The sequence below is a fragment of the Candidatus Poribacteria bacterium genome (assembly GCA_026702755.1).
Classification (GTDB): Bacteria; Poribacteria; WGA-4E; order WGA-4E; family WGA-3G; genus WGA-3G.
Map to the genome: position 1 here is coordinate 98,586 of JAPPBX010000112.1, position 20,720 is coordinate 119,305.

General features: G+C 47.6%; 16 protein-coding genes. 2 read left to right on the forward strand and 14 right to left on the reverse strand.

Translation table 11 applies throughout. The features are described 5' to 3' along the window. Positions 1 to 140: 140 nt before the first annotated feature. Positions 141 to 1,121, forward strand: coding sequence for a hypothetical protein (locus OXH39_22295; GenBank protein ID MCY3553200.1), 981 nt, complete (start codon positions 141 to 143; stop codon positions 1,119 to 1,121). A 321-nt stretch (positions 1,122 to 1,442) separates the two neighbouring features. Here OXH39_22295 and OXH39_22300 read toward each other — a convergent pair whose 3' ends face one another. From OXH39_22300 to OXH39_22345, 10 genes are all read right to left on the reverse strand, one after another. Then, positions 1,443 to 3,350: a hypothetical protein gene (locus OXH39_22300; GenBank protein ID MCY3553201.1), complete on the reverse strand. Its 1,908-nt coding sequence runs from the start codon at positions 3,348 to 3,350 to the stop codon at positions 1,443 to 1,445. Between the two features lie 105 nt (positions 3,351 to 3,455). After that, on the reverse strand, positions 3,456 to 5,447 hold the full coding sequence (locus tag OXH39_22305) for a hypothetical protein (protein ID MCY3553202.1): 1,992 nt from the start codon (positions 5,445 to 5,447) through the stop codon (positions 3,456 to 3,458). Continuing rightward, positions 5,447 to 7,708 carry a BatA and WFA domain-containing protein gene (locus OXH39_22310; protein ID MCY3553203.1) on the reverse strand — a complete coding sequence of 754 codons (2,262 nt, stop codon included), beginning with the start codon at positions 7,706 to 7,708 and terminating at the stop codon, positions 5,447 to 5,449. The genes OXH39_22305 and OXH39_22310 overlap by 1 nt, the downstream gene beginning before the upstream one ends. 374 nt (positions 7,709 to 8,082) lie before the next feature. Continuing rightward, positions 8,083 to 9,885 carry a carboxypeptidase regulatory-like domain-containing protein gene (locus OXH39_22315; protein ID MCY3553204.1) on the reverse strand — a complete coding sequence of 601 codons (1,803 nt, stop codon included), beginning with the start codon at positions 9,883 to 9,885 and terminating at the stop codon, positions 8,083 to 8,085. 180 nt (positions 9,886 to 10,065) lie between these two features. After that, positions 10,066 to 10,641: a methyltransferase gene (locus OXH39_22320; GenBank protein ID MCY3553205.1), complete on the reverse strand. Its 576-nt coding sequence runs from the start codon at positions 10,639 to 10,641 to the stop codon at positions 10,066 to 10,068. Further along, positions 10,632 to 11,594: a zinc-binding dehydrogenase gene (locus OXH39_22325; protein MCY3553206.1), complete on the reverse strand. Its 963-nt coding sequence runs from the start codon at positions 11,592 to 11,594 to the stop codon at positions 10,632 to 10,634. Before OXH39_22325 ends, OXH39_22320 begins: the two co-directional genes overlap by 10 nt. A 42-nt stretch (positions 11,595 to 11,636) precedes the next feature. Beyond that, entirely contained in the window at positions 11,637 to 12,977 is a 1,341-nt protein-coding gene (locus OXH39_22330) for a hypothetical protein (GenBank protein ID MCY3553207.1), read from the reverse strand. A gap of 39 nt (positions 12,978 to 13,016) precedes the next feature. Beyond that, positions 13,017 to 13,466 (reverse strand): hypothetical protein, encoded by a 450-nt coding sequence (locus tag OXH39_22335; GenBank protein ID MCY3553208.1) that lies wholly within the window; start codon positions 13,464 to 13,466, stop codon positions 13,017 to 13,019. A gap of 3 nt (positions 13,467 to 13,469) precedes the next feature. Further along, positions 13,470 to 13,838 (reverse strand): EamA family transporter, encoded by a 369-nt coding sequence (locus OXH39_22340; GenBank protein ID MCY3553209.1) that lies wholly within the window; start codon positions 13,836 to 13,838, stop codon positions 13,470 to 13,472. Between the two features lie 103 nt (positions 13,839 to 13,941). Beyond that, positions 13,942 to 16,176, reverse strand: coding sequence for a DUF5916 domain-containing protein (locus OXH39_22345; GenBank protein MCY3553210.1), 2,235 nt, complete (start codon positions 16,174 to 16,176; stop codon positions 13,942 to 13,944). 518 nt (positions 16,177 to 16,694) lie between these two features. Between OXH39_22345 and OXH39_22350 the strand changes: the two genes are divergently transcribed. Further along, entirely contained in the window at positions 16,695 to 17,492 is a 798-nt protein-coding gene (locus OXH39_22350) for a phytanoyl-CoA dioxygenase family protein (protein MCY3553211.1), read from the forward strand. Between the two features lie 119 nt (positions 17,493 to 17,611). Here the strand turns inward: OXH39_22350 and OXH39_22355 are convergent, their stop codons facing one another. The 4 genes from OXH39_22355 to OXH39_22370 are packed head-to-tail and all read right to left on the reverse strand — an operon-like array spanning position 17,612 to position 20,717. Beyond that, complete coding sequence (locus OXH39_22355; protein ID MCY3553212.1) at positions 17,612 to 18,433, reverse strand: sugar phosphate isomerase/epimerase; 822 nt, start codon at positions 18,431 to 18,433, stop codon at positions 17,612 to 17,614. 14 nt (positions 18,434 to 18,447) lie between these two features. Then, positions 18,448 to 19,341, reverse strand: a complete 894-nt coding sequence (locus tag OXH39_22360) for a WD40 repeat domain-containing protein (protein ID MCY3553213.1) — start codon at positions 19,339 to 19,341, stop codon at positions 18,448 to 18,450. A gap of 24 nt (positions 19,342 to 19,365) precedes the next feature. Next, positions 19,366 to 20,394 (reverse strand): zinc-binding alcohol dehydrogenase, encoded by a 1,029-nt coding sequence (locus OXH39_22365; GenBank protein ID MCY3553214.1) that lies wholly within the window; start codon positions 20,392 to 20,394, stop codon positions 19,366 to 19,368. Further along, positions 20,391 to 20,717 carry a DUF202 domain-containing protein gene (locus OXH39_22370; GenBank protein MCY3553215.1) on the reverse strand — a complete coding sequence of 109 codons (327 nt, stop codon included), beginning with the start codon at positions 20,715 to 20,717 and terminating at the stop codon, positions 20,391 to 20,393. Before OXH39_22370 ends, OXH39_22365 begins: the two co-directional genes overlap by 4 nt. Positions 20,718 to 20,720: the final 3 nt, after the last annotated feature.

Below are 20,720 nucleotides of genomic sequence, written 5' to 3' on the forward strand. Positions count from 1 at the left end.
CAGAGTTTCAGGGAATTGCCTGCTGGTGGAGCGACAGTTAGACGGTGGACTCTTTGAGAAAACCGCAGTCGCTACGAAGCCGAAGCCCCACGCTTTAGTGTGTGGGCGGTATCACATCTCTAACGGCGGAGGAACCTGTTTTGGAAAAAATTGAGAAAGCGTTTAGTGTCAATGCTGGCGGAAGTTTGACTATTGTGTCGGAGTTCGGTGCAATTGATATTCAAACCGCTGAACAGAATAAAGTTGAGGTTGCTGTCACTAAAGAATCAAAATCTAAATTGGCTAAGGCATCTCAAGAAGTGCTTGAGGATTTTGAGTTGGCATTTGAACATGAGGGTTCCGATGTTCGTATTGAAGGAGCTTTCAAACGCGGTCGAGAACACTGGCAAAAAAAGTTAAATCGCTTGAAAATCCATTTTCTGGTAACGGTGCCTCAACAGTACAGCGTTGACTTGGACACCTCAAGTGGTGGTATTTCGGTTGCCGACCTTGATGGTGATGTTCGTGTGAAGACCTCGGGCGGTAGTTTGCGTTTAGGGGATATTACAGGTACAGTGTGGGGACAGACATCCGGCGGAAGTATCGAACTCACATCATGTGGTGGTCAAGCGGAACTGAAAACGTCCGGTGGTAGTATTGAAGTGGTCAATGTCGCGGGTGATGTTCAAGCACGAACTTCAGGAGGCAACCTCCGCTTTGGTGCCGTTCAAGGTTCTATTTGGGGCAAGACTTCAGGAGGCAGTATCAAGGTTGCGAAGTGTAGTGGCGGGGCAGATGTCCAGACCTCGGGAGGCAACATCATACTGCAGAACGTTGGTGGGAGTGTGAATGCGAAAACGTCAGGAGGCAACATCCACGCCTTTATGATAACGCAACCCGATAGCGACTGTAGTCTGCACACGTCGGGTGGCGGAATAACCACCATTCTTATCCCGGACATTGCTGTTGACGTAGAAGCAGAAACCAGCGGCGGACATGTCTCAACGGATTTTGTGGTAGAATCGGTTATTCAAGGGAAGGTTCCGAAAAATAGATTGAAAGGTCGCATAAATGGCGGCGGTCCCTTGCTGAAATTGCGCACCTCTGGTGGGAGTATTCATTTACAGAAGGCTACGGATTAAGCACTTTTTCGGATCGGTAGGGTCATTTATAGTATTGTAGGTTGGGTTGAACGGATTCCATCAAAACCGTAAAAACCAAAGAAAAAACAAACTTTTCTCCAGACACGCTACATCCGCCAGAGACCGAGTGAAACCCAACGCTCTTGTCCTGAAGTGCCACGACTCTGAGGGTATGAAGTTGGGTTTCACTATGTTCTTGAGTGTATAGGGCAGCCTCTTGGATTTGAGGTGTGTTTGGCTCCCCGACATCTATCCTCTCAACGCCGTTCAACCCAACCTACAGATTCATACTTAAACTGACAACCGATAACTGATAACCATTTACCAATGTTTGAACGAATACATCCGTTGTTCAAGAAATAACCCTAAAATTGCCCATATACTCCCCATCACAAATTCGCCGAGCATTGTCCCTAAAAAGAGCGGCAGTGTTCGGCGATACGCACCAATCCCACCGTGGCGAATCAATATGGATTTCAGCAACCACGCCAGAAATACGGGGAACCAAAGCCTACCGAAGTTCCAATTCCCCGCAAGCGGATAAGCCAATGGATGTAGCTGCCACCAGATAAACCGCAGGCGCATAAAGAGCGTCGTCAGGGTCAGCGTGATACCGAAACCAAAAAATCCCATACGTCCCCAGTCTGTGTCGTTCGGGAGGGTTAACCACCGTTGTAGATCGCTGAACGCCTCCTGCCCACGCCATGTTCCCAGATTGCCATGTCGATAACCAGCGTGAAGGAACGCAACAAACCCAATAGCTAACCCGATAACTGTCGCACCCCACATCACCCAAAGAATTTGACGCGAGTTAATTCCGCCTCTATCGGCGAGTTTAAATCCTTCCAATTGGTTCGGCATCGGTTGCGAACGGTAATTACGAGTGAACCCATAAAGGAAGGCGAAGCCTGTCAACGTCGGTGGACCAATCTTTCTGGAACCAACAAGCGACGTAAGGAAGAGTCCCGGACCGGCGCGATAAAAATCCATCGTCGGGGTTCCAAGTTCGGCACGCATCCGGGTGAACGCTAAAACAAGTATAAATTGAATACTGAAAAACCCAAGTACGCCCCACCACGACATCCCTGCCTTCAGGCAAAATCCAAACACGACTGCAATACCAATCAGGAATCCGACAAACGCACCCCGATATCCCATCGGTTCATTTGTCGTATCAAGGTTCGTTTTCAAACCTAAAATATTGCGAGCGACCTGCCAGAGGTGCTTGTGTGTTATCCAAAGCGCAAAGAAACAGAGTCCAAAGTACGCACCCGTCGATTGCATGTCAATATGCGGGTAACCCGGTGTCTGATTCAACCCTGTCATCGCGCCAAAAACGAGTTGTGCCTTCCAGAAAAGGTAGAACAACCAGCAAGAGAGCGACAAATCCAACGGCATTAAGAAACCTATACCGATAGCGTAAGGGTTCAGATGGATAGGCGTTGAACCGATAGCACTGAGCGGTTTCTCTGTGAACAAGCGTCCGATGTCGTGCCGAATGGGGATACTTGGTACGAAGGGGTAGAGAAAGCTGATACCATTGAGTAGGTCAAGTCCACATCCGATAGCGAAACCTATCCAAAGGAGTCGGTTTCGGTAGAACCCTGCATCTTTCGTCATTTCATAAGGGAGCAGGATGATCGGGTAACTCAACTTTTCGTGTTCAATCCACTGTTTACGGAGGATAACACTAAGCATCATCATAGAAAACGCAAGTGCGGAGAAGAAAACCAACCATGCTAACACCGGTGTGAGCCATGCGCGGATGTGCTCCATTTCAAATAGGTTTGAGGTGCCTTCGTAATAGCCAGCTAAAGCACGTCGATTCATCACGGCAATCCAGTCTGGAATATATCGGAAGAAAAGTGATTGCCATTCATTCTCTGGCGTAGCGAACCACGTCGCGTGTCCCAGGACGCACATTGTCGCCTGCAACAGGTCGTGTCCACAAACGACGCATGCCAGTGTTACCATGAGATACACTGTTAGCATTTCTGCTTGTGTGAGCTGCCATCTTGGAAGATAGCGCGTTAGGAACAGATTGAAAAGTGCAACGAGGAAAAGTGTAAAGACGGCGTTGAAGAAAATCGCCATCGTGGTAGGGTATTGCGTTGTCCACACCGTTTCTGTCTGAACAACAAGATAGATATTGAGTGGAAGTGTTAGCAAACCTAAGAGTATGGCTCGCCAGGTAACGTTTTCGACTGAAGTATGTGAGGGTATGCCCATGCTTTCTGTTTTTTTAATGGCTATTAGTTATCGGTTAAAAGAGAATGCTGTGTCAGGCACAAACACTTTTTTAACTGAAACCGACAACCGAAAACCGATAACTACTTAAAATGTACGCTCAATTCCCCAAAAGATCATCTGTTTGAACGCGGGTTCGGAAGGCGCGTCAAGCGGAAATGCAAATTCAACGCGGAATATACCGGCATTACTAACTTTGGCAAATCCACCCCGTAGCCCGAATCCAACACTTCGTTTCGGTTCTGCCAGATTGAATGTGTAATGTCCATTCCAGATGTAACCGATGTCAGTAAAGGCAGTAGAACTTACGATAAGACCTAAGTTAACAGAGCGTTTGATAAACGGCTTCGCAATGAACGTAGCAACTGCTTCGATCCCTTCATCGAGTTTCCTGAAGAACGTCCCACCATAAACGGTTCGGCTTTCAAGGCGTAGCACCATCATTTTTTCGCCGTTAAATTGTCGGTAGTTGTAACCTCGCAGTCCGTTGAAAGCTCCGAGAACGACCTGACTTTCACCGCGCCATCCAAACAGCATCTCCGTTTTGAATTCCACCACAAACGTTTGATGAAAATCGAAAAAACCGTTCTTACGAAATCCTTTGTCGACTGTATAGATCTCGCCTGTGTTGAATACATCTGTGTAATACCACGAGGTTTGCGCCTGCAGTATGGAACGCTCAATTCGGGTTGTAAAGTATGTGCCCATATCTATAAGGATTGTCCCTAATATACGGTTTCCTGCCGTCCAACCCGATCTACCGATAAAGTTTGCGTAAGTTTCTGCTTTGTCTGAACCGTAAAGGGGAGAAGCCTGTCCGAGTGAGAAAGCGTATTCGGATCCGACAAAGAAATCTTCCTCGCGCCCCATCCTTCTGATGAACCGGGTTTTATAGTAGGTGACGCGTTTTCGACCCACGGTAACACCAACCAGTTTAACATCGCGGCTTGAGGGTGCTGCCGTAGAGTCATAGAGTTTCTCAATCAACACGTACTTTGAACGGCGTGAGGTCGCCCAAACCCCAATATAGTTTTGCCGTTCCCGGTCACCGAAATATCGGCGGACTCTCCCGGCTACGCCTTGAAGATTTACCTCAAATCTATCTGTTGCTTCTAACCTATCAGAGAGCGGGATCATTTCATACCATGCGAAATCACCTATTGCTTCTGAGAGACTAAACTTTGCGCTCCATCGACTCTTCAGCGTATATTGTGGACGCTCAAGCACAACTGCCCATGAATCTCCCTCACGTTTTTGAATATAGGCACCATCAAAATTCCAATGTGAGCTGAAAACGCGGGGCATCCTATATTTCCATGTGAGTAGACTCTTCGTCTTTTCGCCGATCTCGCTAATCCGCTGATAGCGGACTTCAGTGTCATGACCGGAACCAAATACATTGGATTCTCGTATCCCCAAAAGAAATGTTCCACCTTGACTGTTCAATGCCGGATCGAATGAAGGGAGAGGTGGTGACCAGAGTTCTGTGATATTGACGTGAATCCTAACCGTGTTTGCCTTGGCGTTCCAGAACGTCTCAATCCTTGCGGCTCCGATATAAGTCTTGTCTCGGAGTATTTGCTCGCTTTCTTTCTTATCCGCTTCTACATAGGTATCCCCGACCTCAAACAGGAGTTCACGAAGGACTACGTCTTTCTTGGTTTTCTCGTTACCCGATAAAGTAATTTCCCCGATAGTGCCTTCATCAATTTCAATGCCGAGATAAACACCGTCCGCGAATTTCTTCGCAGAAATTTGCTCTTCACCGACACGCGCGAAACGGTACCCGTTTTTCCTATAGAAGCCTATAATCGCTTCAAGGTCTGATTTCAGAACCGCTTCATCGTAAACACGCCACACATCTGTCTGCATCAACGCGCGAATTTCCTGTTCAGAGAATGCTTGGTTTCCATCAATTACAAGGCTACGTACAACGCTTGCTTCATCTTTTAAAGCGACGCTTTTACGCTGTGCAGCGTCTACCGTTTCTGCCAAGGTTTCTACTTGTATGCTTATGCTAAGCAGGACGATTAAACATAAAGCCTGAAACGAGCGCTTGACATACCAAAGATGTTTCATTAGTTTTCACCTGCCGTGCGCACGTTTTCGCCCCTTCCCTGTAACGGCTGGGGACCCCGGTTCGAGAGAAAACTTTCGAGGAGCATAAGGCAAACAACTAAGACCAGCAATTCGCCCCAAATTTCCCTGCCGTGTCGATTGATGTTGTAAGCGTCGGCTTCTATCGCTACTCCCTCAGTTTCCTGATCTGTTGCTGTTTGGGCACCGACTCGCGCTGCGGCGCGTTCTAATGGAATCCCTGTTAAGTCGCCTTCGGTGGTGTCAACATTAGCTGCAAAGAAGTTTCGTTGGATCCTGTTTTGCGTTTGTACTTCAACCTGATAGATACCGGGACGTTCTGTACCTTGGAATCGTAATGTACCATCTTCAGCAATTGGCACCACTATGCTATCGTCTATATCGGAGGTATCATCGTTCCATTCGCCAACTGTGCTCTTTAGGCGAATAGACGCTTTCCCACCGGCACTTTGCGGATAACTTGCTGTATAGGTGTCGCCGATATGTCCTTCCCACGCTAAAAGATTGTTACTGGCTGTCGCTGCATAAAGCACGCTCTGTTGGAGCATTGGAAGGAAATACGGATTAACAAGTAGGTCATTTGTATAAACTGTGGTGGATGTAGATGTCGTCGCCTGTTGTGTAAGGAGTCCACAATTATAGAGTAGCACAATACTTGTACCTTGACTTCGTTCAACGAAAAAGGGTGTATCGTCTCCGAAACGGGCAATAACCTTGGATTCCGACAAGGGGTATAATGTCACACCGTTGCAAAACTGCGGTGCGTATTGTGTAGAGAATCCTTCACTTGAAAACACATCGAAAACAGGATGTTCTTCCTGATACGCGTGAACCCGTTGTGGTGGTGTCCATGTCAGCGCACTACCAAGTTGGGCAGGCAACCAAATATCGCTAAGTTGATTGTAACTTTTTGCATCACTTCGGCTGCTCACGAAGGCGATGATACTTTTGCCGTGACGGATGAATTTTTGGAGTTGTGCATTCGTCTGGCGAGAGATTTTTGGCACATCTGCGAGAATGATGACATCATAGTCTTCCAGTGGGAAGTTCTCAAACTCAGCGGGTGTGCATTGCGTTGGTAAAATCATTGTATCGGCTGTTAGCAGTCGGTTTTCGGCTGTCGGTGATCGACGGGCGTTAGGAAAATCCCTTTGCTGATTGCTGACGGAAACCGATTGCTGACGGCTATTTTTATGTGGATTTAGTGCTAATGTTAGGTATTCCGTCTGTTCTCCCACGCATAGCACACGCACTTCACCGAGAACATTAAAGGCAAAATAACGCAGATTATCAATGTTGAGTCGATCTTCTGTTAATGTGAAGTAACCGATATGCGTGCCGGGTGTAGAAAAGTTGTGTATTAAAGTCGTATTCAGTGATTCGTTTGCGCCGACAGAAAAACTCATAGTTTTTTGTTTTTTTCCCCCAGTGAACAACGTTAGTATATTTTCCTCCAAGGGTGCTACTGAATGATTCACAGCTGTCACATTCAATTGGAGTGGTAAATTTACGCCTATTAGTTGATTGGAGGGACGAATTTCTTTAATACTTGTGTTATGCGCTTCACCTTTGGCAACAGGAATCAGAGAAATACGGGCACCTGAACGATTCGGGAGCCTACTCCAGTTCTTCCATCCGTTTTGGGTGAAGTCTGAAATCAAATAGATTTCTTTGTTCAGTTGCTCTGACTCAGCGAGGATTTCATGGGCGAGTTCAATGCTGGGCTGAACATTCGTGGTGCGGTAAGAGACCTCCGTATCCTTAATGGTTTCAGTGACGCTCTCAACATCCGGTGTGAGTTGCCGAAAGAGAGGTTTGGGGATGTCTGACATTAATATAAACGCGGCACTGTCACCGTGACGCAAAGTGTTGAGGATATCAGTTGCCAAAGTTTTCGCTTTCTCGAACCGAATGCCATCAATGTCTTGATATGCCATGCTGTAGGAGTTATCTAAAACGATAACGAGGTCGGTTTTCGCGCGCACGGACGCGACGGGCAGTCCAAGCGTCAAAAAGGGACGTGCTAAGGCGAGCGCGATGAGTGCTACAATTAGCATCCGCAAAAACAGAATGAGAAGTTGTCGGAGTTGGAATCGGCGGGCGTTTTCACGATGTGCCGCTGTAAGGAACATCAGACTGCTGAAATCTATTGTTACAACACGACGACGGTTCCAGAGATGGATAATCAATGGGATGCCAGCGGCGAGAAGTCCGAAAAGAAAGAGTGGATTGAGAAATGCCATCAGTAGTTATCAGTTGTTAGTTGTCAGTTATCAGTTGCCAGTTGTCAGTTGTCAGTTGTCAGTTAAGAGTAAGAAGTCGGGAATCGGAGTGTTTTTGCAAACGCTAAAATCCAATGCGAAGAAAGTGTTTCTTCCCTCCTACAGGGTTCATGAAGCAGGGCGCGTTTTTTTCAAAATGTAAACTTATTTTCGGATTTTACTATAAGATATTATCGTCTGAAATGGTAATGCGACTACCACACGCCGCTGACGAGGTTTGAAACCTCGCCAGCGAGGAAGCTGCGTAAGTCCTGAAGATATTATCGTTTTGAAATGCTAATAGTTTCAAAGAAGATATGGGTTTATCAGGAACTTCTTTAACTGATAACTGACGGCTATTCAACGATGGCAATTTCAAGTTGATTGAGCGTATGGAAAACATCTTCTGCAAACTCCATGAGGTTGTCTGACTCCATAACGCTACCACCGAGTTGAATATGGTTTGCATCGGCGATGACCTGGTCCAATGTTGGATCCATTTGTACCCATCTGCCAACATAGACTTCGGGCCAGAAGTGGTAGTAAAAAGCATCTTTTGCGAATACAATACCGGAGCAGATCCGTGCTGGTATTCCAGCGGCACGCGCGAGTGCTATAAAAAGCACAGTGTGTTCTGTACAATCCCCAGAGAGTGATTCCAGAGTCGTTAGTGATGAACCAAAACCTCCGCTCATTTTTTTGTCGCTAATAGATGCATAGACCCATCGACATAGTTTTTCCGCAGCGTTCCATGCATTGACTTCACCCTCCAAAATCTCCTCTGCCTTTGCTTGAATGTCAGGGTGATCAACTTGAATATAGGCACTTGCAGCCAGAAATTCGCCTTCCGCATTCTGGATAGGTAGGTTCGGACAGTCATCCGCTACGATTGATCGGACTTCAATGGAAAGTTTACCGGCGTGTGCATTACTCACTTCAAGTTTCTGTTGAGGGTTAGACATAAAAACCTCAGCGATGTTTCCTGTTGAGAGTTTCACTTCTGCCTCAAGATGTTTTGCTCTCGGCGTAGGACGTTTTCCGGACGGAAGGATACGAGTTTTTAAGATAACATCGACTTCTTCTGTCTCACCAAGGGCAGTTTCCTTGTCGGTTTTCATGGTTACCATGGAAAGTCCCATCAACGGCACTTCTGTCCGATAGTTTACGCCGTCGGTATCAATCCACAGTTTTGCAGTAATACCGTTCATCATGTCTATTGTCTGACGCAAAACATAAACCTGCTTTTCCCCGGACTGATAGGTTAAGGTTTCTCTTCCTAAAATTTCAATTTCCGTCTTCACCGGCTTCAGCAGATCGAAACTGAATATATGAAAAGTCCGTTTGTCTCCTATTTTAAGTGCTTTCTGGCTTAACAGTGATGTCACACCTATGTGTTCAGAAATAGTGTCCGATGGCACTGGCGTTTCCGATTCAGTGGTTTCGCCGTTGAGTGTTGTTTTAACGTAGGCGACACCATCTATAATTGATCCCTCGACCTGTTTTAAACCGGATTCGTTGGACGTTGAGAGGAAGTGGCGCGGCATTGCGTCGGGACCCGTATACTCAACACGCGTAATTTCAACCGTCACAGCCGTCCCGAGTGCCTTAAAATTCATAACGATATCAACTTTATTCCGATCCACCGTTTCCCCTTGATACTCAGCTTTCTCAGTAGACGTGTGCATATAGCCGATCTTGGTGTTCATCAAGGTAAGGCTGTACCAATGTTCTTGTGGGTTTTGTGTCATGTTCTCAGATGTCATCAGTTTTTGGAGTTCTTGAAGTCCTTGGGTGAAGGAAGTGCCATCCGCCTTTTTGGTCATCTTGAGTGGAACATAGTGATCACCACCGTTAACAACTGTAACAGGTTTTCCAAGCCGATCGCCGTATCCTTCTTTATGAATATTGATAAGATAGCGGCCCGCGGGGATACTCGTTCGCTTGTACTCACCGGTGGCCTCGGTTGTTGCTATGAATTCTGTGCCATCTGGAGCGACAATTTTAACTTGAACGCCTTCAATCGGATTTTGTGCGCTGCTGGTATCAGTGATTTTACCTCGGACGGTTCCACCACTTGCAGCTTCTTCTTGCGCGAAGATAGGACTAATAGACATACCAATACAAGCAATGATCGCTAACATAAAACTTAAACGGATCACCTGTTATGTTTCTCCTTCGGGGATTTGTTTAATGGGTGAGAAAGTTTTGAGTGTTTGTTGTGTTTCTACAGTGTTACAATTATACCCAACGGATACGCCTATGTCAAATCTTTCGGGGTAGCACTTCACAGACGTAACACGCTTCGCGAACGGAGCAGTTCTCTGAGCGAGCATAAAACGCTACACCTGCGTTGCCATCGCGACCGTATGGGTGTGACGCTGTTTAACTTTCTGATAGTTCCCGAATGTGCTCAAGAAGTTGCGTTTGATGAACGCTCGGAGTCCTGAGATGGTAACAACATAGAGTCGTCCGTTGGGTTTGAGATGCTGCTTCGCGTCGGTGAGAAAAATCTGTAGAAGTTCCTTGCCGACGTTGGCAGGAAGGTTGGAAGCGATGAGATCGAATTGAATGTCGGGAAGGTGGCTGAATCCGTTGCTCAAGAGGACATGACAGTTCTGGAGTTGATTCTGCTGCACGTTTTTACGCGCGTAGTCAACTGCAACAAAGTCCTTGTCCACCAAATAGACGGTTGCCGTTTGTACACATTTGGCGAGTGTAATGCCGATGGCACCGTATCCGCATCCGAGGTCAAGGCAGGTATCACTCTTTTGGATGTCCAGATGTTCGATCAATAGTTGTGTTCCGGCATCAATCGCTTTCGGTGAGAAGAGCCCCCACGTTGCGGCAAAAGTCAGCGGCACACCGCGCAATTCGGTACGGAACTCCACTTCTCGTGAGGGAACATCTACTGCCATTTTATCAGGACTCCGAGCGCATCACCTGGTGTATTCCAGAGGAGGTCAAACGCGTCTTTCGCCTCGGTGTAGTGGAAACGGTGGGTGATCATCTCAGACGCACGGATCTCGCCGTTTTGTATCTTTTGCAAGGCGCGCACAGCGATCTGAGAACGGGGTTCGTCCGTTAAGATACCAGCGACGAGACGTTTACTCATTATTTTCGAGGAATGTAACGGGAGCGGTGCCTGCTGATAGAGCGCAATGAGTTGGATAATACCAAACTGACGCGTCATATCTTGTGCCTGCTCAAAAGATTTGACTCCGGCGTACCCACCGACACAATCTATGACCAAATCTGCGCCTTTACCATCGGTAAGGCGACGGACTTCTTCAACCGGGTCTGCCTCGTCGGCGTTTATGACGACATCAGCACCGAGCTGCGTTGAGAGTTCGCATCGGAGAGGCAATGCGTCCACGGTAATAATCCGCGAAGGGTTATAGCCACGCAACACCTGCATCATCAGGCTTCCTACCAAGCCTTGTCCCAAAACAACGACAGTGTCTCCTGCTTTCACGCCGGACGAGTCCGACCAAGCGACAGCACTCGTGGCGAGCGGGAGAAAAGTTCCCTCTTCAAAACTGACACCGTCAAGGAGCGGGACAATACGTCCTTCAGTTGCGTTAGGTTCAGCAACGGCATATTGCGCATGCGGTGCTACGACCATAACGCGCTCTCCAACCTGATAGCCCGTTACCTCAGCCCCAACAGTGTCCACAATGCCTGTGAGTGAGTATCCCATGATTGAAGGCGGAACTGCCTCTTCTCGGATGTATCGTCGAAACAGTTCGGAGCCGCGGCTAATCAACGTTGTATCCGTCTCCACTCGAACTTGGTGCTCATTTATTTTCGGTATCGGTACTTCTTCCAGTTGGATGTTGCCGAAACCTTCTGGTTTGGTTACCTGAAGCATATCGATTTTACCTCCAAGCGTAGGGGAGAGGTAACCTCGCCCCTACTGCAAACGTTTAACTAAGTCCTCACGCGTAACAGGTTCGTCCAGAGACATCAGATAGATATGGAAAGTATCGCTTCTATCGGAAACAAACGCGAGGTGCTTTCCATCCGGTGAAAAGATGGGTTGGATAGATCTACCGATGTCATTAGTTATTCGCCGTTCATTTTTGCCATCTGCGTCAATTAGATAAATTTCCCAATCGCCATCTCTCGCGGAGACATAAGCGATTGTTTTTCCATCAGGAGACACACTGGGGTTGTAACAATCGTAGCGGTTTGGATTGAAGTGCTGCTCATTTTGCCCATCAATGCCTATCGTGTAAAGTTGATTCACTTCATTTCGCGATGAGACAAACATAATGCGTTTTCCGTCGGGGAAGAATGTTGGGCTTCCGTCATCGGTTTCGTTAAAGGTGATGCGTTTGTGTTTGGTCTTCTCTGGGGTAAGTTGGGCGAGATCAGCACCCTCCAAATCGAGAAGGTATAATTCCAAATTTCCATCTGCATTGGATTCATAAACCACCAAATCTCCAATAGGCGACGTGCGAGGCACGCGGGCACCAAAACTTACTGGCAAAACGCATCGCGTTATTTTGCTATGAATGTGTGTCACATAAAATCCAGCGTAGATCGGCGTGGAACCGCTACTTTGGATGACAACTTGAACCTCACGAGATGACTTCGGTTCACTGCTGTAAAACAGATAATTTGGAACCGTAAGGAATGCTGGCGAACTATCGTTGAAATCTGTTGTGAACGTTACACGGCGTTGGATGCGTCCGTTTAGGTCCATTAAATAGATTTCGCCATTGTCAAGTCGGAACGATGCGAAGGCAATTTGTGTGCCATCTGGTGAGAAGGTAGGGGAATAATTATCTGAATCGCCGCGGGTCAGCCGTTTTGCATGATAACTGTCGCCAACAAGTTCGATAATTTTACGCAGAACCTCGGGGTCTGGCGTACTCCGCTGAACAAGCCGCAGCACACGGAAAGCAGAGTCTCTGTCCCCGAACCTTAGATAGGTGCGCGCCAATTCAAGCCGTGCTGTAATCCGTTCTTCCGGTTGTGCAGCATAGAGTTGTGAGGCTTTTCGTAACTCAACAACGGCATCATTGTAGCGTCCCAAGTCATTGTAGGCTTTCCCCAGCAACATCCGCGCTTTCGGCTCCTCAGGTGCTGTTTCTATAAAAGCCTCCAGTTCCACCACCGCATCTTGTGGGGTTCCAGCGTTCAAGAGTTCTTCACTCTTTTTCAGGACTGCTGTATCATTTTGGCACCCGATCATTAAGGCAACCAGGAGAATTCCGCATTGAATTATTATTTTCTTCCAATCTTCCAATCTTCCAGTCTCCCAATCTTCATTTGGACAGAAAATTAATTATTGGTGTTTTCTAATCCTGCGCCTGCCTCGCCATCCGTCTCCAACTGCATAGAACCAACATAAAATCCCTTGAATGGACGCGCTGATTTTCAATTTCCAAGAAGGACGATACATCAATTTTTCTCCATCGTCAAACGTCCAGATGTGAATTGCATAGGATTCCTGAATTTCAGAATCTCCCGTGCTATTCGATGTAGGATTCTCTTTTGCAGCAGGTTTAAACCGCATTAAATCGCTCCATTCCGTTACCGGTAGTGAATTGACGTAAAAAATACCGAGTGCAGAAGCAAAAACGATAAGGATAATAATCCCTTTTGCGGATTGTCCCAAGTATAACTGACCAAGTCCCGGTAGAATTGCGGATAGTATCATCGCAACAAAGGAACGGGCAGGAGCAGGTTCACCTTGCGTATTGGGTCCAGTATGAACATTTACCGGTTCTGCCATTGACTAAGACTCTCCTTGTGCGACGAGATAGACACCGATACAGATAATCAAAGCACCTATTATGCGGGTTTTGGGGATGGATTCCTTGAACAGCATCCAGGAAAACAGAATTGATAAGACATACCCGAAGCTTAACATCGGGTATGCTATACTCAGTTTAACACGGGACAGAATAACCAACCACACGAGCGTTGTGAAACCGTATATTGCAATCCCACTGAGGACATAAGGATTGAGAAACGCCTGTGTTAGTTTCCCCAACGCGTCCCGAAGGCTATTGACACGACCTACCATATTCATGCCTTGTTTGAATAGGATTTGTCCTATTACCGTTAATAGAACATTGAAGAATAGCAGTATAAAATCTTTCATGGCTCTATTATATCACACCTTGATTCTTTTTACAATTTTTAACTTGGTATAGGCAGAGACTTCAGTTTTACGGGAACCAACCGCGTATATCGAACTCACACCATCACAGGTTATAGAGATACGTTACTTTAACAACAATGACACGGTTTTCTAACTGTAACTCACGACGAGTGGTCGTACCAATGAGAGCATCACCCCAAGCCTCGTTATAAGCAACGAAAAGGTGACTCTTCGGGCTATATTCCCATCCGAAGAGGAGACTGAGTAGGTAGCTCTCATGAATTTCACCAGATAGTGGACGTGCCCTGCTCGCCTGTGCAAACATTCGGAGAAATGATTCACGTGTGAATAGGTATGTCGCACGCAGCGAACTAACGAAAAATCTGCCGTCAATGGCACCTTCTAAATCGAGACTCTGCGCGTAGCTGCTGTCTAATTCTATAGAAAAATTGCTCTGCGGTCGTAAGGTGGATTCAAAGGAGAGGCCCCGCTGTTTGCCTGCTTGTTGTCGTCCAAAGTTAAAATAGTCTGCGAAATCTACAGAGATCCCGAAAGCAATTGGATATGTGGAGTTGGTATCCATCTCAAATCCATATCTGTCCGCTGTAAACACTTCGGTGAGTTCAACCTCCCGACTTCGAGTATAGTAGACATTAATGTCATCCAAGAGGATTTCCCTGAAGTCCATCCCGATGTCCGCACCTGCGCTCCATCTGAGCAGGTCTTCATCGAATTCAGGTGAGAGAGACAGGTCTGGGTTCCGCAGCCCCCATTCAGTAAAATACGCTGGTGTGTAGAGGCTTTGCGAGAGGCGGGCAGTTACGCCAGAAAAGAATTGATGATTGCCCCAATGTGGAGAATAAGAGGAGCGCATATAAACACGCTGCCAGCCACGGTTTCGTTCTTTGCGTAGAAACCCTGTCTGATTGATTTCAAAGTGTGGCGCGACCCGCTCAAATCCGATACCACTGCTCCAAAGATAGTTGCGTTGTGCGAAGTCAACGGTATAAGCAAAGTTATCGCTATCTTCGCCCGGATGAAAACTACCCGCATATTGTCCCGTGAGATGATAAGTCTTGCCCAAGGCGAGGTTCATATCAATGCCGCCCACTCGACTGTGTTCCCAACGGTCACTGCCCGGTTGTTCCTTATTCACGAATAGAATTCCGACGTTTGAACGTTTGAGGATGTCGCGTTTAACACGGATTGCAGAGAACCATGCTTCCTCCTTTTCGGATGAAGTACTCTCAGAAAACCTGAATTCACCGGTCTGATTTCCCAAGACACCGATGGAGTAGCTCCCGACTTTCCCAGTAAGTTTACTGCCCCAGAGAATGTTGCCTCGACTCCCGATCCGACGGCTGAACATCAAATCATAAGGCGTTTCAAAAAAACTGTTTCCTTCAACAAAAAATGGGCGTTTTTCTGGAAAGCGCGTCGGAAAACGGGTCAAATTGATCTCCAATTGATCTGCTTCGACCTGTGCGAAATCAGGGTTGACAGTGACGTTCGCCTTCAAAGCACTCGTAACACTGTATTGCACATCTAAACCTGTTCCTAATTGCCGCGTTAAGTCAGTATCGGCAGCATCCATACCGCCCCCTAAAAGATAGGGCGAAATTTCAAAATTCTTTCCGGTCTCAATACCTTGGATGCCTACGATATGTCCTAAATCGGACATCCGCGTGACAACACCCGCCTGTGTCAACTGTTTCCACACCGTGACTTCGCTTTTCCGGCGGTTTACCCGTTCCACATCGAAACCCCAGATCTGTGTTGGCTTGTCAGTGAATCGGAAATTTGAGAAAGGGATTTTGAACTCGGCACTCCATCCGGATTCATCAATATTGCTTTCAACCCACCAAATCCCTTTCCAGTTGCTGTCGCGTTGCGTATCCTCATATCGATAATTATCGCTTTGAACACCCGCTGGGTTTGTGGCGAATTTATAGCCTGTGCGATGATCATGATGTGGGTCAATGAAGAAAGAGATGACATCCGAGGCGTAGATGTCGCCGCGTCGCGTCATTCGATTGATGATTTTGTTGGGTTCAGCATCGTAACATCGGAATGCGACGTAGATATTATGCACATCGTAAGCGATACGGAACTCCGTATCATCGGTTGCGGGACTACCGCGTGCCGGTTCGAGTTGAATAAAACCGCTGCGCGGTTCTGCTTGCTGCCACGCCTGATCGTCCAATATTCCGTCAATTTGCGGTGGCTCGCCGACAATTCGGTAGGCTTCAACGACGTGATCGCCTGTTCCTTCTGGATGTGCAAGGAGAAGTGTTGGATATGAGAGCATTAGCAGTAAGGCAATTATGAGTCTTGGCATGCGTTTAATTATAGTGGAAATCTGACGTGTTGTCAAATGTCGTCGTTTTCAGCGAATTTTCCCATCTTCACCGGTCCGGTTCCCAATTTCACCTTCTCCAATTTTATAGTAAAATCCGAAAACATGTGGACAATTGGTTAGTGAACGGGGAAACACCCAAGCAAAACACCCCGCCGCCGCTGGCGAGGATTGCATCCTCGCCTCCCCGCAATGTCCAAGTAATTGTGTGCTTTACTATAAAAGTAATGTCAAATCCTAAAAATTTGTTACTTTTCCTTGAAAAAATCGTTAAATGTCTTTAAAATTTCTTGAAATGTGATTAGGGTAATGTGCCTGTTTTCTTTCGTATAGCGGATTCAAAAAGGCACGTGAAATCCGAAGTCCACCTAAAGTAAGTTGTCCAACGATTGGTCTTCATAGTATAAAGTGATTAGCTCGTAATGAAATGGAGAGCGGATTCGAGCAAAGAACTTTAAAGCACAAACTCACGTCATTTAACCGCAAGGAATAATAAAAAAATGGTTGAACTTACACAGAAGGACATCGAATTTTTCAAAACAGAGGGTTACTTAGTGAAACGGAACGTCCTTAACCCTGAATTGATGGAACGGGCACGGACAAGGCTTTGGGACGGCGCGCCCGAAGGACGCAGACGTGATGACCCTGAAACTTGGATCGGTCCCTTCACCGCTGAAGAAGAGAACATTGACAAAGACAATAACCGACGGGGTTTCCGTTGGAATTTCCGTGAGCCAGGCGGTGAAGCGTGGATGGTCCAACTTCTCGCGACTGACCCAAACGTCTGGGGGATGGCAGAACAACTTTTGGGCGAAGGGAATTTGGTGCAACCCGACCGTGTGCGCGGTATCTATTGCACGCTTCCTTACGGTGATGTTCCTAAAAAATCAATTGGCTGCCATGTAGACGCGCATCCATTCCATCTCGGTGCTGTCGGTTATATTGACGATGTGCCACCCGAAGGTGGTGGGTTTACGGTCTGGCCCGGGAGCCATCAAGTCTTCTATTACGATTACCACTCCCAATACAAAAACGAGCCAACACCACAGTACGATGTTGACCGCGAGCGCATCAGCAGAGGTCCAGGCGTTGAATGCTACGGTAACGCGGGGGATGTCGTCTTCTGGCATCATCGCATCGGGCATGCTGCTGGTCATAACTATTCACGGCAGATTCGGCAGGCAGTCCTGTACGATTTCCGCAAAATAGAATTAGAGCAAACGCAGGAAGAACCACCGAACGAGGACATGTGGCGCGACTGGCCCGGTATCAAAGCGTTGGAAACTGACGAATCTTGAAACGGGCAAAATCCGTTTGCTTGTGGAATTGAAAGGGCAGGCACAAGACCTGCCCCTACATGCAGAGGGACATAGGGGTAGGTTTCCTATCCTTCCATGTCTCAATACCTGTTCTGTATTTATCTCAAACCCAATTCCCTCAATGTCCCCGCCATCATATCGTGAGCAATCTGTGCCTTCTCCATCCGCATGTGTGGAAATGTTTCCACCGAGATATACTTATCGTAACCGACTTTCCCCAAACTTTCCGCAAAGGTCCGAAAATCCAATTCATCTCCCTCTTCACCCGGAATCAGAAAGGTGCTGTAAGGGTACATGCCTGTCACACCTTTTACATGGCAATGCGCGGTGAGCGGTCCCAGTTTTTCGGTAACTTCAGCGATGTCCTCACCGAGATGATAGAAATTGGTGATGTCGTTCAGAGACTTCAGCGCGTCGGATCCGACGTGCTCAATCAGAAGCGTCACTTTTGAAGAGGAATCAATTGTCGTTGCTTCATGATTGTGGATGTTCATTGTGATGCCGAGTTCCTCGGCACGTTGACAGATCGGCTTCAGCACGTCAACGAGGAGTCTCCATGCGAACGGGTCGCCGTTTTCACCGCCGTATCCAGTGAGAAAGTTAACGCCACCTGCCCCAAGGGCAACTGCTACATCTTGAAGAAGGGCGTAATGGTCAACTGCACCCTGCTGGTCTTCCACCGCCAGTTGGTATAGACCTCCTCCAGTAAACGGATTGATGACAGAGACCTTTAAGCCGCTGTCGCTTACCATCCTTTTGACCTCTTTGAGCAAACCGTCAGTGACTTCGCCGGATGGGATATGCGCTTCTGGTCCACACATCATCTCGATTGCATCGTAGCCTGCATCGGCGAGAATCGTGATAACTTCTTGTAGGGGGATGTCTTTCATCCCACCTGCATGATAAGAAATACCGATCACTGTTACATCTCCTTTCACTGTTCCCTTACGAGAAGCGCACCGTCCTGCGTCGCGTACATAAGTTTTTCATCGTCCGCTGAAAAAGTCAATTCCCGAATGGCACCTTCCTGTACAGGAAACACGGATATAGGGTTATCGTCATCCACATTCCACAACTGAATGTAGTTATCTCGCCCGCCGCTTACAAGCAGTTCACCGTCGCCAGAGAAAGCCAACGCATTGACTGAATCGGCATGCCCTCTTAGAATGGAGAGGAGATGTTTACTTTCCAAATTCCACATCCGAACAAGCGTGTCCGAACCGCCGCTTGCCAATACTTCGTTCTGTGGTGAAAAAGCCAAAGCCAAAACAAGTCCGTCGTGCGCTGAAAAGGTGGAGAGCATCCTACCCGTTTCAATTTCCCATAAGCGAATCTTGCCGTCCGCACTCCCACTCGCGAGTGTTGTACCATCTGGCGAAAATGCCAAACTCCTAATTCGCCCGGGTGCTTCAGTAGAGGATGCGAGCAACCGTTCTGTGCGTTGATCCCATCCCGGAAGCGGAACGCCATCCGGTGAAGACGATGCTAATGCGTTCACCAGATTGGAATCCCCAGCCAGTGTTAGCACTTCTCGAGCGGTGGCAGTATCCCAGAGTCGGAGCGTATTGTCTTCACTCCCGCTGGCAAGCAGAGAATTATCTGGAGCAAATGCCACTGCCCGTATATGTTCTGTATAACCTGAGAGCATCGCGAATTGCGCGCCGCTGGCAGTATCGTATATCCAGATACGGCCATCACCGCCCGCAGCGAGCCGTGTGCCGTCTGGCGAGAAGGTAATAGCCATCACCTGCTTTCTATCAAACCTTGATTTGAGTCCCGGAGGTAACTCAGATTGGATGCAATTCTGGAACATTTCTGTCTTTTTCATAATAATTTCTCTCTTACTACCAAGTTAAGACGAAGAAGACCAATCCAAAACAACGCCTGTGTATACATTCGGTTCATTGAGAAGACCGTCGTAAGCCTGCTTAATCTGTTCCGGTTTGAGGCGATGCGAGATTAAGGGTTCAACGTGCAATTGCCCGCGTGCCATCCAGTCAAAGATAGTTTGCTGTTTGCTCCATTGAGAGGTTCGGTTCCCGATGTCTGGATACATCGGCACACACCATTCCAATGCGCCACGGATGGTAATCCATCGCAGATGCGTCTCGGAGAGCAGATCGGTCAGGTTTCCTTGGACTTCCACGCGCGGTGAACCAAGGATGATGAGTTGCCCATGATTAGCGGTAGCACGGAGTGCCTGCATAACGACACCACTGTGTCCCACCGCATCAACAGTGATATTGCCAAGCCCACCACCCGTAATTTCCTCAACGTGTGCTTGCGCTTCGTCAGCATCGCCACCGACGGTATGACGAATCCCACACCGCTGTGCAAGTTTCCGTCTCTCTGGCACCGGATCTACACCAATTACACGGCATCCGTGAATCTGAAACATCTGTGATGCCAGATTTCCAACAAGCCCTAATCCAAAAACAACGACCCACGGGTTCGTCTCGATCTCCCCGACAATAATCGCGGTCATTGCAACGCCTGCCATCCGTGATGCTGCAACGACAGCCGGATCTACCGCTTCTCTGACAGGCGCGACCAGCCGATCTTGTGAATATCGAATCGTTGAAGCGTGCCTTCCATAAGTGAAAACCCGATCGCCGGGTGCTGCACGGTTGACCCCTGCACCGACTTCACGGACGATGCCGACATTCGCATAACCAGAACGCCACGGGTATTCACACCATGAACCCTTCTGAAAGACTTTCGGTTCTCTCCCTGTATAATTTGCGAGTTCCGTACCACTACTGATAAAGGTATATTCTGTGTCTATCAGCAATTCGTCGGAAGCAAGCACCGGTGCGTCTATATCGGCAGTCTGCAACTCCACTTGGTTCTGACCTGTTACAACAACCTCTCTTATTTTCATGATGCGTCTTTTTCTCCTAATTCTTCTAATTCTTCCTGCTTAATCTTGTGGATCAGTGCTTGCATCCGTTTGTATCTGAAGAGTCCAACGAAGAAGGTCGCAATGCCGAGTAAGATGAAGATGATGCCAATCGCCTCAAAAATGTGTGATTCAAAAATTTTGAGATGGACGAAAGATAAACCTGCGACGAATAGCGTCAGTGCCGTACGGATATAGGCAAGGAAGGTTCGCTCATTCGCGAGGATAGTCCGATCCGCAGCGAGATGGTCTCGCAGGATAAGTTGGTCTTCCAGTCCTGTGTAAGGCCTTGGTTTATCTGACATTTA

Bases quoted from the DNA above. Each gene is read 5' to 3' on its own strand.
- OXH39_22360 (MCY3553213.1), bottom strand. From the start codon at position 19,341: ATGAAAAAGACAGAAATGTTCCAGAATTGCATCCAATCTGAGTTACCT.
- OXH39_22370 (MCY3553215.1), bottom strand. From the start codon at position 20,717: ATGTCAGATAAACCAAGGCCTTACACAGGACTGGAAGACCAACTTATC.
- OXH39_22345 (MCY3553210.1), bottom strand. From the start codon at position 16,176: ATGCCAAGACTCATAATTGCCTTACTGCTAATGCTCTCATATCCAACA.
- OXH39_22335 (MCY3553208.1), bottom strand. From the start codon at position 13,466: ATGGCAGAACCGGTAAATGTTCATACTGGACCCAATACGCAAGGTGAA.
- OXH39_22305 (MCY3553202.1), bottom strand. From the start codon at position 5,447: ATGAAACATCTTTGGTATGTCAAGCGCTCGTTTCAGGCTTTATGTTTA.
- OXH39_22300 (MCY3553201.1), bottom strand. From the start codon at position 3,350: ATGGGCATACCCTCACATACTTCAGTCGAAAACGTTACCTGGCGAGCC.
- OXH39_22310 (MCY3553203.1), bottom strand. From the start codon at position 7,708: ATGGCATTTCTCAATCCACTCTTTCTTTTCGGACTTCTCGCCGCTGGC.
- OXH39_22320 (MCY3553205.1), bottom strand. From the start codon at position 10,641: ATGGCAGTAGATGTTCCCTCACGAGAAGTGGAGTTCCGTACCGAATTG.
- OXH39_22365 (MCY3553214.1), bottom strand. From the start codon at position 20,394: ATGAAAATAAGAGAGGTTGTTGTAACAGGTCAGAACCAAGTGGAGTTG.
- OXH39_22340 (MCY3553209.1), bottom strand. From the start codon at position 13,838: ATGAAAGATTTTATACTGCTATTCTTCAATGTTCTATTAACGGTAATA.
- OXH39_22325 (MCY3553206.1), bottom strand. From the start codon at position 11,594: ATGCTTCAGGTAACCAAACCAGAAGGTTTCGGCAACATCCAACTGGAA.
- OXH39_22350 (MCY3553211.1), top strand. From the start codon at position 16,695: ATGGTTGAACTTACACAGAAGGACATCGAATTTTTCAAAACAGAGGGT.